The 12909-nt window shown below is 62.4% G+C and carries 11 protein-coding genes; 10 read left to right on the top strand and 1 reads right to left on the bottom strand.

What is annotated here, in order from left to right; all coding sequences use genetic code 11:
* Positions 1–52: 52 nt before the first annotated feature.
* Complete coding sequence (locus HX823_RS23470; RefSeq protein WP_082461389.1) at positions 53–604, bottom strand: RNA polymerase sigma factor; 552 nt, start codon at positions 602–604, stop codon at positions 53–55.
* Positions 605–1086: 482 nt separating this feature from the next.
* Between HX823_RS23470 and HX823_RS23465 the strand changes: the two genes are divergently transcribed.
* The 10 genes from HX823_RS23465 (at position 1087) to tssH (ending at position 12908) form a co-directional block, all read left to right on the top strand.
* Entirely contained in the window at positions 1087–2004 is a 918-nt protein-coding gene (locus tag HX823_RS23465; RefSeq protein WP_256350230.1) for an anti-sigma factor, read from the top strand.
* Between the two features lie 51 nt (positions 2005–2055).
* Entirely contained in the window at positions 2056–3081 is a 1026-nt protein-coding gene (locus tag HX823_RS23460; RefSeq protein WP_177076957.1) for a catalase family peroxidase, read from the top strand.
* Between the two features lie 78 nt (positions 3082–3159).
* Positions 3160–4173, top strand: coding sequence for a type VI secretion system protein TssA (gene tssA / locus HX823_RS23455; RefSeq protein ID WP_177076955.1), 1014 nt, complete (start codon positions 3160–3162; stop codon positions 4171–4173).
* 37 nt (positions 4174–4210) lie between these two features.
* On the top strand, positions 4211–4711 hold the full coding sequence (gene tssB / locus HX823_RS23450; protein ID WP_033896857.1) for a type VI secretion system contractile sheath small subunit: 501 nt from the start codon (positions 4211–4213) through the stop codon (positions 4709–4711).
* A gap of 78 nt (positions 4712–4789) precedes the next feature.
* Positions 4790–6289, top strand: coding sequence for a type VI secretion system contractile sheath large subunit (gene tssC / locus HX823_RS23445; RefSeq protein ID WP_033896856.1), 1500 nt, complete (start codon positions 4790–4792; stop codon positions 6287–6289).
* 22 nt (positions 6290–6311) lie between these two features.
* Positions 6312–6794: a type VI secretion system tube protein Hcp gene (locus HX823_RS23440; protein WP_016978511.1), complete on the top strand. Its 483-nt coding sequence runs from the start codon at positions 6312–6314 to the stop codon at positions 6792–6794.
* 85 nt (positions 6795–6879) lie between these two features.
* Complete coding sequence (gene tssE, locus HX823_RS23435; protein WP_038850289.1) at positions 6880–7398, top strand: type VI secretion system baseplate subunit TssE; 519 nt, start codon at positions 6880–6882, stop codon at positions 7396–7398.
* A complete protein-coding gene (gene tssF, locus HX823_RS23430) occupies positions 7395–9272 on the top strand; it encodes a type VI secretion system baseplate subunit TssF (RefSeq protein WP_177076953.1) in 1878 nt (625 codons plus the stop codon). The genes tssE and tssF overlap by 4 nt, the downstream gene beginning before the upstream one ends.
* Positions 9257–10276, top strand: a complete 1020-nt coding sequence (gene tssG, locus HX823_RS23425) for a type VI secretion system baseplate subunit TssG (protein WP_256350229.1) — start codon at positions 9257–9259, stop codon at positions 10274–10276. Before tssF ends, tssG begins: the two co-directional genes overlap by 16 nt.
* A complete protein-coding gene (tssH, locus tag HX823_RS23420; RefSeq protein WP_177076949.1) occupies positions 10269–12908 on the top strand; it encodes a type VI secretion system ATPase TssH in 2640 nt (879 codons plus the stop codon). The genes tssG and tssH overlap by 8 nt, the downstream gene beginning before the upstream one ends.
* The last annotated feature ends 1 nt before the right edge of the window (position 12909 follow it).

The raw sequence follows: 12909 nt of genomic DNA, 5'->3' as shown, positions 1-12909 counted from the left end.
GGTGGCGTAGTCCTTAGGGTGGTCCCGTTCAGGACGCCAGTTTAGAGCGGTTTCAGCTCGCGGAAGAACTCTCCGGTCGAGCGCGCAAAGGTTTGCTTTTCGGCGAATCAAAAAGCGCGCCGATCGCCTGACGCGCACGGGACAGCCGGCTCATGATGGTGCCGATCGGCAGGTCGAGCATTTCGGCGGCTTCCTTGTAGCTGAAGCGCTCCACGCCCACCAGCAGCATCACTTCGCGCTGGCCATCGGGGAGTTTTTGTACCGCTTCGATGATCTGGCGGTGCATCAGGTCGGACTCCGGGTTGGGCGCCTCGGGGTCGCTGACGGTTTCGAGGAATTCGTCGTTCCAGTCCATGCGCGAACGGCTGCGCACTTTGCGTGAACGCAGTTCGTTGATCCAAGTGGAGTGCACGATGGAAAACATCCAGCTCAGTACCGAGGTGTCGGGTTGCAACTGATGGGCCCGTTCCAGCGCGCGGACACAGGCGAGCTGGACCAGGTCCTCGGCATCATGCTTGTCGCCGCAAATGCGCAACGCAAAGGCCCACAGGCGTGGCAACAGTTCGGGAAGCAGTGCGGGTAAATCAGCACCGGTGATCGACATATTTCCTCTTATTATTTCTTGATGCCTAAAATGGAGCGGTCAGGCTACGAGGTCGATACCGTAGCGGATGCCTGTGTCGCGGCGTCCTTTTTGCGGTGCTGAGGGTCCTGGGTGTCGAAGAATTGTATCAAGATGCTGACAAAGTGTACCGATTTGGATCGTCATTGAAAGGTTAATGACAGCTTATGCAGGTTACAGGCCAATGATTCTGGCAGCCGTGTCAGGAAAAATACCCTGACACGGAGTGAAACATATAAGATTTATCAGGCCCTGGGAATATTTTAGATTCCAGGGTGTTCTCTTAAAGTATTTGTGCGTGTCACCGAGTATTCGCCGCTTGCTTTAAAGTTTTTTGACTTGTTGCAACCGTGAAGCTGATATCAATATGATGGCTTGTCGCTACCCGCCGGCTCGCCGCTTCGGCCCACAAGGCTGAGAATCACCCTGCAGAAACTGATGAATACAGACGGAGAGAAAAACCCATGGTAGCGGATGATGCCTTGCTAATGGCCTATGTTGACGGCGAGCTTTCGTCGCAACAGAACCAGGAGCTAGAGCGGCTCATAGACGCTTCACCGGACCTGGCTGAACGAGTCTCCCGGTTGATGGCTTCGTGCCTGCCTTATGAGGAAGCCTTTGCCCGGCAGAACCTGCCGCCGGTGCCTGAAAGTCTCAAGCTCAACATTGCTGCGTTGGCGGCTCAGCACACGGCTGAACCGGCTCATTCCCGTAGCGCTGAAGTTTCCGACGAAAAGACAGACAGCGTTTTCTCCCGCCTGTTCGCATTCTTCCAACCTAAATTTGCATGGCCCGCGCTGACGTTCGTTGCCGGTGCAGCCTGTTATGCCTTGGTGCTTCAAGTTGGTGCATTCAGCGGTGCGCTGAAGCCGGGTATCGAGACCACCGCGCCCGCCGTTGCCCAGGCCTCGCCATGGGTTCAACAGGCGGCTGCCTACCAGCATCTGTACACCCGTGAAACCGTGGCCTACGGCGCGCAACCGACGGATGCCATCACCAAGACCCTCGCGGATATCCGTGATATCGACGGCCTGGCCCTGCGCGTTCCCGACCTCAGTTCCGCCGGCCTGACGTTCAAGCGCGTGCAGCGCCTGCGCTTCAACAACAAGGCGCTGATCCAGTTGGTGTACCTGCCGGCCAATGGCGCGCCGGTGGCCTTGTGCGTGATGAAAGAGCCCAAGCCCGATCAGTCCATCACCCAGCAAAGCGTCGCGCAAATGAACGTAGTAACGTGGCGCCAGTCTGAACTGGGCTACGCCCTGATCGGCGAGCCCGAAGGTGTGGACCTTAACGCCGTTGCCCGACTTGTCGCCGACCGAAGTGCCGCCCAGTTGTTTGCCGGGGCGCCGTCACCGATGTGGATCGCAGCGCTCCAGAAATAACCATGCTGGGGTCGGGCATTGGTTCCCGATGCCGTGATCCCAGATAGCGCGATGAAAAGAACTTTTCCGCTGCAAAAACACCTCCGTTTGTCCTTCGCCCTGGCTGTCGCAGTGATCGCCGGCATCGGTGTGTGGCTGTTGTATTCGCCGTCACCCTCCGCTGCAAAGATCGTCGATGAAATGGAGGCCGTCGCGGGCGGTGCCCATCCCGGGTTTCGGCGTAACCATGCCAAGGGCCACTGCATCAGCGGCCACTTTGAAAGCAACGGCAATGCGACAGAGGTTTCCCACGCCGCCATGTTGCAGCGCGGCACAGTGCCGTTGATCGGTCGCCTGTCCGCTGCCGGGGGTGACCCGGCCCAGGCCGACGTGCACGGCATGATCCGCAGCATGGCGTTGCGCCTGGCGGGCTCGGAGGGCGACGCCTGGTACATGGCGATGAATTCCGTGCCGGTGTTCCCGGTCAACACCCCCGAAGGTCTTTACCAGCAGTTGCGCGCCTCGATGCCGACCTATGGCGATAACGCTCCGGACCCGCAAAAGATGCAGGCCTTCAAGCGCGCCCATCCGGAGATGCGCCCGTTCGAACAATGGCTCGCTGACCACCCAGGCTCTTCCGGTTTTGATAACACCACGTACTACAGCGTCAACGCCTTTCGCATGATCAACGCCCAGGGCCAGGAACGGTTCGTGCGTTGGAGCATGGTGCCCGAGACACCGTACAAAGCAATCACCGCCGCGCAGCGCAGCGACCCCGACTTCCTCGCCTTCGGCTTTGCCACGCAACTGGAGCAGGGGCCGGTACGCTGGCACCTGATTATCACGCTGGCCGATCCTGGCGATGTCACCACCGATGCCACCGTGCGCTGGCCCGAGGGGCGTCGGCAGATCGATGCCGGTGTGCTGGTGATCGATGACCAGCAAGCCCAGGTCGACGGTGCGTGCCGCGACATCGACTTCAACCCGCTGGAGTTGCCAGCGGGGATTGCGCCTTCGGATGACCCGCTGCTGCTGGCGCGCAAGGCGGCCTATGCCGAATCCCATCGCCGGCGCATCAGCGAAGAGCGCCTGCGTTAAGAATTTTTCCAAGCCCTCGGAATAAATCATTTCCCTCGCTTGTTCTATTCCCAGAACAACTTGAACGAGGGAATTGCGATGGGCCTGCCCACCGACGCTCAACCACTGGATTTCACCGCGCTGGCCTTGCCCCTGGGCGAGGCGAACGGCGGCGGCGTGAACGTCGAATACGACCCTGAATTCCTCGAGCTGGAAGAAGAAGCCCTGGGCAAGCCCGAGGTGCAATACGGCGACACCATCACCCAAGCCATCGAACCGAACTGGAAGCGGGTGATGTTGCTGGCCTTGCCGCTGCTGGAGCGTAGCCGCGACCTGCGCCTGGCAATCTGGCTGACCCGCGCCCAGCTCAACCTGCACGGTATCTCCGGCCTGGCTGCGGGCCTGCAACTGATCCATGGGTTGCTGGAACACTGCTGGGATGGCCTGCATCCCCAACTTGATCCCGATGATGACCACGACCCGCTGCTGCGCATCAACATCCTGGCGTTTCTCTGCGAGCCGTCCGGGCTGTTGCGCGACCTGCTGGGCACGCCGTTGATCACGGCACGCAGTGTGGGCAGCTTGAGCCTGCGCCAGATCGACCTGGCCACCACCGAACCAAGCGGTGACCTCAGCCTGGCCGTGATCGAAGGCGCGTTGGCCGAGGCGGACCCGCTTGAGCTTAACGCCACCGAAACCGCTTTGGCCCAAGCCCTGGCGCTGAGTGTGCAGATCGAGCAGCTGCTCACGGAGAAAGTCGGCGTCGGCCGCGCTATCGATCTGAGCAGCCTGGCCACACTGTTGCGGCGTGCCGGTGACGTGATCCGTCGTCCGCAACTGGATGTGGCAGCACCGGTTATCACGGCCGATGCCCCGGCCTTAACGCCGCAACCCAACCGTGGCGAGATCAACAGCCGTGAAGACGCGCGCCAGACGCTCGACCGCCTGTGCACCTATTTCCAGACCCACGAACCGGCCAGCCCCGTGCCGTTCCTGCTGCAACGGGCGAAGAAACTGATCGACAAGAATTTCATGGAATTGCTGCAAGACCTCGCTCCCGATGGTCTTGCGCAACTGGCGCTGGTCAGCGGTATTCGCAACAGCGACAACTGACCCTTTTGTATCAAACCCACTCACCGGAGCTCGTCCTGTGGCCAAAGAAAGCAGTCAGAAGTTTATCGCTCGCAACCGGGCGCCACGTGTGCAGATCGAATACGACGTGGAGATCTACGGCTCGGAAAAAACCGTGCAGTTGCCCTTCGTGATGGGGGTGTTTTCCGACCTCTCCGGCAAACCCGCCGAGCCGTTGCCGCCGGTGGCCGAGCGCAAGTTTTTGGAAGTCGACATCGACAACTTCGACGAGCGCCTCAAATCGATGAAGCCGCGCGTGGCGTTCCAGGTGCCCAACACTCTGAGCGGCGAGGGTAACCTGCCGGTGGAGATCACCTTTGAAACCATGGACGATTTCAGCCCGGCTGCCATCGCCCGCAAGGTGCCCAGCCTCAACCAACTGCTCACCGCGCGCAGCCAATTGTCCAACCTGCTGACCTACATGGACGGCAAGGTGGGTGCCGAGGAACTGCTGGCCAAACTGCTCGCCGACCCGAGCGTGATGCAGGCTTTGAGCACTGCGCCCAAACAGCCTGAATAACTGAATAACCGCTGACTCTGCCGGAGCCTCGTTTGCCCCGGTACGGGGAGGCTTTGCCCAAAATTCGAGGAAACCGTCATGTCCACTCCGCAATCGGAACAGGCCGGACAGCCGCTGGTCACCACCGAGTTCGACGCCGGCGACTTCGCCAGCCTGTTGCAAAAAGAGTTCAAGCCCAAGACCGACAAAGCCAAGGAAGCGGTGGAAACCGCCGTGCGCACCCTGGCAGAGCAAGCGTTGCAAGGCACTCAGCTGATGCCCCACGACGTGCTGGGCACCATCGAAGGCCTGATCGCCGCCCTCGACCAGAAGCTTACCGAACAGGTCAACCACATCCTGCACCACGAGGAATTCCAGGGCGTGGAAAGCGCCTGGCGTGGCCTGCATTACCTGGTCAACAACACCGAGACCGACGAGTCGCTGAAGATCCGCGTGATGAACATTTCCAAGAACGAAGTGCACAAGACGTTGCGCAAGTTCAAGGGCGTGGCCTGGGACCAGAGCCCGATCTTCAAGAAACTCTACGAAGAGGAATACGGCCAGTTCGGTGGCGAGCCCTATGGCGCGTTTGTGGCCGACTACTACTTCAACAACAGCGCCCCGGACGTGGAGCTGTTGACCCAGATGGCCCGCGTCAGTGCGGCGGCGCACTGTCCGTTGATCACCGCCGCCGACCCCAGCGTGATGCTGATGGAGTCGTGGCAGGAACTGGCCAACCCGCGCGACCTGACCAAAATCTTCCAGACCCCGGAACACGCAGCTTGGCGCAGCTTCCGTGCCAGTGAAGATTCGCGTTATGTGGGCCTTGCGATGCCGCGTTTCCTGTCCCGCGCGCCTTACGGTGCCAAGACCAATCCGGTGGAAGCGTTCGACTTCGAAGAAACCACCGACGCCGCTGGCGCCAAGGACTTCACCTGGGCCAACGCCGCCTATGCCATGGCCGTGAACATCAACCGCTCGTTCAAACACTACGGCTGGTGCTCGCAGATTCGCGGCATCGAATCCGGCGGTGTGGTGGAAGGGCTGCCGGTGCATACCTTCCCGACCGATGACGGCGGCGTCGACATGACCTGCCCGACTGAAATCGCCATCAGCGACCGCCGTGAAGCGGAACTGGCGAAGAACGGTTTCATGCCCCTGGTGCACAAGAAGAACAGCGACCTGGCGGCCTTCATCGGCGCGCAGTCGATGCACAAGCCGGCCGAGTACGAAGACCCGGACGCCACCGCCAACGCCAACCTGGCCGCGCGCCTGCCGTACCTGTTCGCCACCTGCCGGTTCGCCCACTACTTGAAGTGCATCGTGCGCGACAAGATCGGCTCGTTCAAGGAGCGCGACGACATGCAGATCTGGCTCAACAACTGGATCGGCCGCTACGTGGAACACAACCCGGCCACCGCCACCGACGCTGACAAAGCACGCAAGCCACTGGCCGGCGCTGAAGTGGTGGTGGAAGAAATCGAAGGCAACCCCGGCTACTACGGCGCCAAGTTTTTCCTGCGCCCGCACTACCAGCTCGAAGGCCTGACCGTGTCCCTGCGCCTGGTCTCCAAGCTGCCGTCCACCAAATCCAACTGATCAACCCTGAAAGGTAACCACCATGATTTTGCTGAACTTCAAAGGCACCCAGATCAAAGGCACTTCCACCGTCGACGGGCACAAGGACTGGATCACCATCGATGCGATCCAGATGGGTGTCGGCCGGGCGATATCCACCAGCGGTGGCGGCGCCGACCGCGACACCAGCAACCCGTCGTTCTCGGAAATCTCCATGACCAAGGTCACCGACCTGGCCTCCGCCGACCTGTTCATGCAGGCCGTGTGCGGCAAGAGCCTGGGTGATGCCGAGATCCACTTCATCCAGACCGGCGGCCCGGACAAGAAGCAACAGGTGTTCCTCAAGTTGATCCTCGGCAGCGCGATCATCAGTTCCTACTCCGCCAGCAGCAACGGCGAGCGCCCGAGCGAAACCATCTCGATCAACTTCACCACCATCAGCTACGAGTTCGACTCTTTCACCGGCGACACCGTGATCACCGGTACGCCGAAGAAGTGGGATCTGGAAAAGAACCAGAAGATTTGATGCTGACACCCCGGTGGATGTGGGGAGGGAGCAAGTTCCCTCGCCACAGTGGAGAACCTCGTGAACCTTACTCAAGGCCTTAACCATGGCTGAACTCACCAGTCGCGAACGCCTGCAACCGTCGTTGCTGGACCGTCTGAGCGATGACGACACCGAGCATGCCGTGGAGCCTCGGGACAAGCGCGTGCTGTCCATGCGCGGCCTGCGCCAGGCGGTGTTGCGTGACCTGGGGTGGCTGCTCAACAGCACCAGCCTGGGCAGTTTTCGTGACTTGAGCGCCTACCCACTGGCGATGCAGTCGGTGGTTAATTTTGGTCTGCCGGATCTTGCCGGCAAGACCGCCGCCGGTTTGGACCGTGACGAGCTTGGGCGGCGCATCCGCCAGGCGATCTGGGATTTTGAACCGCGGATTTTACGCAACAGCGTGCGGGTGGTGCCGGTGGCGCCCTCGGGGGCCACGGCCAGTCCTAACCAGATGGCCTTTGAAATCCATGGCGAACTCTGGGGCCAACCGTTGCCCGAGCGCCTGTACCTGAAGACCGAACTCGACCTGGAAGCAGGCGAGGCCAGGGTCTTCGATATCGAGACAAGGGACGTGCGGTGAACGCCAAACTGCTGCGCTATTACGAACGTGAACTGGCTCACCTGCGGGAAGTCGGCGGTGAGTTCGCGCGTGACTACCCCAAGGTCGCTGGACGCCTGGGGCTGGAAACCTACGCCTGTGCCGACCCTTATGTGGAGCGGTTGCTGGAGGGGTTCAGCTTTCTGGCGGCGCGGGTGCAGTTGAAGATCGACGCTGAGTTCCCACGCTTTACCAACCATTTGCTGGAGCTGGTGTACCCGCAATACCTGGCGCCCACGCCGTCGATGGCGGTGGTGCAATTGCAGCCGGACATGGGCGAGGGCAGCCTGGCCTCTGGGTTCAAGGTGCCACGCGACACCGCGCTGCACAGCCAATTGGGCAAGGGCGACCAGACCGCCTGCGAATTCCGCACTGCCCATGATGTGACCCTGTGGCCGGTCGAGCTGGTCGAGGCGCGCTACTTTGCCTGCGGCGCACACGTGGCGGGTGTTGATCTGTCGCGCCTCGGCGGGGTCAAGGCGGCCCTGCGCCTGCGCCTCAGGGTCGGTGCCGGCCTGACCTTCAGCGACCTGTCCCTCGATAACCTGCCGCTGCACATCCGTGGCGGCGACGCGATGCCGTCGCGCATCCTTGAACACCTGTTGGCCCAGGCCGTCGGCGTGCTGGTGATGCCGGTGCAGGAGCATGTGGACTGGCACCAGTTCCTGCCCAAGAGCGCGATTCGCAGTCTGGGCTACAGCGACAGCGAAGCGTTGCTGCCCACCGGCCCGCGTCAGTTCCAGGGCTATCGGCTGTTGCAGGAATACTTCGCCATGCCGCAGCGCTTCATGTTTGCCGACGTGGTGGGACTGGCCAATAGCGTCAGCCGCTGCAGCGCTGAACAGTTGGACGTGATCGTGCTGTTCAAGAAGCTCGATCCGCTGTTGGAACAAAGCCTCAGCGCAGCCAATTTCGGCCTTTACTGCACGCCGGCGATCAACCTGTTCCCGATGCGCGCCGAGCGTGTGCACCTGTCCGACCAGCAGTCGGAATACCACGTGATTGCGGACCGCACGCGGCCGATGGATTACGAGATCTACCAGATCGAAGGTGTGACCGGCTATGGCAGTGGTGCAGAAGCCAGTCAGACCTTCGAGTCGTTCTACCGCGCCAATGACCTGCACGCCCGCAAGCCGCCTAACGCCTTTTACCAAGTGCGCCGGGATGCGCGGGTGTTGTCCGAGCAACAGCACCGCCAAGGCCCGCGCTCCAGCTACATCGGCAGCGAGTTGTTCCTGTCCCTGGTGGACGCCCAGGAAGCCCCGCACCGCAGCGACCTGCGCCAGTTGGGCATCGACACCCTGTGCAGCAACCGCGACCTGGTGTTGAGCATGCCGGTGGGCAGTGGCCGCACTGATTTTAGCGTCGAGTCCGGCGCGCCGGTGCAGGCGGTGCGATGCCTCACCGGGCCCACGGTGCCGGCGCCATCCTTTGCCGAGGGCGAAACCGCATGGCGGCTGGTCAGCCATTTGTCCCTCAACTACCTGTCGCTGCTGGACCAGGACAAGGAGCAGGGCGCCAGTGCCTTGCGCGAGCTGCTGCGCCTGTATTGCCGTATTGAAGACGAAGCCGCCCACAAGCAGATCGAAGGCCTGCGTTCGGTGACTGCCGAAAGCATCGTGCGGCGCCTGCCGTTGCCAGCGCCGATCACCTATGGCCGTGGCTTGCAGGTCTGCGTGACCCTGGATGAAGCGGCGTTCGAAGGCGCTGGTGTATTTGTGCTGGGCTCTGTGCTGGAGCAGTTTTTTGCCAAGTACGTGTCGCTCAACGCGTTCACCGAAACGTTGATCAAGAGCACCACGCGTGGCGTGATCATGCAATGGCCGGCGCGGGTGGGCAGATGCGAGATCCTCTGACCCTGCTCGGCGCCCTGGAGGCGCACCCGGCGCGCTTCGATTTCTACGGCGCGCTGCGTCAGCTGGAGTGCGCGTTTGCGCACTTGCCGCGCATCGGCCAGGCCGCGCGCCCGGCGGATGAGGCCGTGCGGTTCGGGCAGCAGCCGTCGCTGGCGTTCGAACCGGCGATGATCGCTGCGCTCACGCCCGGCGCTGCGCCCAAGTTGTTGTTGAATTTCTTTGGCCTGATGGGCGCCAACGGCCCCTTGCCGATTCACCTCACCGAATACATCCGCGACCGCCAACGCAACCGCAACGACCCCACACTCGCGGCGTTCTGCGACGTGTTCCACCACCGTATGATCAGCCTGTTCTACCGCGCCTGGGCCAGCGCCCAGCCAGCGGTGAGCCTGGACCGCCCGGGAGCGGACCGTTTTGCGCAGTACCTGGGCTCCCTGATCGGCATCGGCCAGACGTCATTGCTGGACCGCAACGCAGTGCCCGACGTGGCCAAGCTGCACTTCGCCGGACGCCTGGGCCCGCAGACGCGCAATGCCGAGGGCTTGGCCGCGCTACTGACCGACTACCTCGGCGTGCCGGTGCGGGTCGAGCAGTTTGTCGGCCACTGGATGAAATTGCCCGCTGACGGCCTGTGCGCGCTGCGCAGCGGCCCCGATGCCGCCGTACTCGGCCAGACCACCGTGATGGGCAGGAAAGTCTGGAACACCCAGCACAAGTTCCGCCTCTTGATCGGCCCCCTTGACCTGGCGCAAACCCGTCGCCTGCTGCCCGGTGGCGACAGCCTGCAGCGCGTGCAGGACTGGGTGCGCCAATACGTCGGCCTGGCGCTGGATTGGGACGTCAACTTGATCGTCAAGAAAGAACAACTGCCTGGCTTGCGCCTCGGTTCTGCGCCCCTGGGCTGGACCAGTTGGCTGAGCAGCCAGGCCCCCGAGCAGGATGATCGGCAGTTGCTGATCAACCCGCGCCTCTCCATTACCCCTCAAGGACCTGCCCATGGCTGATATCAGTCGCGTCGCGCTTTTCGGCAAACTCAACAGCCTGTGCTACCGGGCGATTGAAAGCAGCACCGTGTTCTGCAAGCTGCGCGGCAATCCCTATGTGGAGCTGGTGCACTGGTTGCAGCAGATCCTGCAACTGACCGACTCGGACCTGCTGCGGCTGATCCGCCATTACGGCATCGACCCGGCCGTATTGGCCCGTGACCTGACGGCGGCCCTCGACCGCTTGCCCCGTGGTTCGACGTCGGTCACCGACTTGTCGTCGCAAGTGGAAGAGGCCGTCGAACGTGCGTGGGTGTATGCCACGTTGATGCTCGGCGAGTCCCAGGTGCGCTCCGGCCATTTACTGTTGGCACTCCTGAAAACCCCCAGCCTGCGCAACGGCTTGTATGGGGTTTCCCGTGAATTCAACAAGGTCGGTATCGATGACTTGAGCGAACGATTCGCAGAGTTGCTCAAGGACTCCCCCGAAGCCCGGATGAGCGCCAGCGACGGCTACCAGGCGCCCGGCGAAGACCTCGGTGCGCTGGCCCCGAGCAAACCGCAGGAAGCCTTGAAGCGCTTTACCGTCGACCTCACTGAACAAGCGCGTACGAGCACGATGGACCCCATCGTCGGTCGCGACGAAGAGATTCGCCAGGTGATCGACATCCTCATGCGTCGCCGCCAGAACAACCCGATCCTGGTGGGCGAGGCGGGCGTCGGCAAGACCGCCGTGGTCGAGGGGTTTGCCCAGCGCATCGCCCGTGGCGACGTGCCGCCCAGCCTCAAGGACGTACAGCTGCTGGCCCTCGACGTCGGCCTGTTGCAGGCCGGCGCGAGCATGAAAGGCGAGTTTGAACAGCGCCTGCGCTCGGTGATCGATGAGGTGCAGGCCAGCGTCAAGCCGGTGGTGCTGTTCATCGACGAGACCCACACCCTGGTCGGCGCGGGCGGTGCTGCCGGCACCGGCGATGCCGCCAACCTGCTCAAGCCGGCACTGGCCCGAGGCACCTTGCGTACGGTAGGCGCGACGACCTTTGCCGAGTACAAGAAGCACATCGAGAAAGACCCGGCGTTGACCCGACGTTTCCAGACCGTGCAGGTGGACGAACCGGATGAAGCCCGCGCGCTCCTGATGCTGCGCGGCATTGCCGAAACCATGCAGAACCATCATCAGGTGCACATCCTCGATTCGGCGCTGGAAGCGGCGGTGCGCTTGTCCAACCGCTACATCCCGGCGCGGCAGCTGCCAGACAAGGCCGTCAGCCTGATCGACACAGCCTGCGCTCGCGTCGCCATCAGCCTGCACGCGACCCCAGCCGAGGTGGATGACAGTCGGCGCCGTATCGAGTCCCTGGAAACCGAGCTGGCAATCATCGACCGCGAGACCGCCATTGGCGTGGACACCGCCAGCCGTCGCGTCTCGGTCGAAGCCTTGCTGGCCAGTCAACGTGAACGCCTGGACGAAGTGGAGGGGCGCTGGGATAACGAGCTGGCGCTGGTGGAGCAGATCCAGCGCCTGCGCAGTCAATTGGCCGAGTCCGATGACCGCGAAGCTGGCCTGGCCGAGCTGCGCCAACTGCAGGACGAACTGATCGCACAGCAGGGCGAACATCCTCTGGTACTCATCAGCGTCGATGAACAGGCCGTCGCCTCGGTGGTGCAGGATTGGACCGGTATTCCCGTGGGCCGCATGGTCAAGAACGAGATCGAAAACGTGCTGCGCCTGGCCGACCGCCTGGGCCAGCGTATCATCGGCCAGGACCATGCGCTGGAGATGATCGCACGGCGCATCCAGACCTCCCGCGCCGGCCTCGACAACCCCGGAAAACCCGTGGGCGTGTTCATGCTCGCTGGGACTTCCGGGGTGGGCAAGACCGAAACCGCGCTGGCCCTGGCCGAGTCGTTGTATGGCGGCGAGCAGAACGTTATCACCATCAACATGAGCGAGTACCAGGAGGCGCACACCGTCTCCACCCTCAAGGGCGCGCCGCCCGGTTACGTGGGCTACGGCGAAGGCGGCGTGCTGACCGAAGCGGTGCGACGCAAGCCGTACAGCGTGGTGCTGCTGGACGAGGTGGAGAAGGCCCACCCGGACGTGCATGAGCTGTTTTTCCAGGTGTTCGACAAGGGGTGGATGGAGGACGGCGAAGGCCGGATCATCGACTTCAAGAACACCCTGATCCTGCTCACCACCAACGCCGGCACCGCGTTGATCAGCCGCCTGTGCCGCCATCCGCAAACCAGCATGCCCGCGCCGGACACCATCGCCAAGGCGCTGCGTGAGCCTTTGCTGGAGGTGTTCCCGCCCGCACTGCTTGGACGCCTGGTGGTCATCCCGTATTACCCGCTGAGCGACGCCATGCTCGGCAGCATCATCCGCCTGCAACTGGGGCGTATCGAGAAACGCATCGCCGAGGGCCACAAGATCCCGTTCACCTTCAGCGAGGACGTCGTGGAGCTGATCGCCAGCCGTTGCACCGAGTTGGAAAGCGGCGGGCGGATGATCGACGCGATCCTGACCAACTCGATGCTGCCGGCGATCAGTACCGAGTTTCTCAAGCGCCTGCTGCAGGGCACACCGGCGACTCAGGTACAGGTCAGCGTGGACAACGGTGAATTTGCCTATGCGTTTTGCGAGGCCGACAGGTAAC

Origin of the sequence: Pseudomonas sp. P7759, assembly GCF_013386445.1 — a bacterium.
GTDB classification, from domain to species: Bacteria; Pseudomonadota; Gammaproteobacteria; order Pseudomonadales; family Pseudomonadaceae; genus Aquipseudomonas; species Aquipseudomonas azotoformans_A.
Note: the sequence above shows the minus strand (reverse complement) of the source record. Positions and strands in the feature narration are given on the sequence as shown.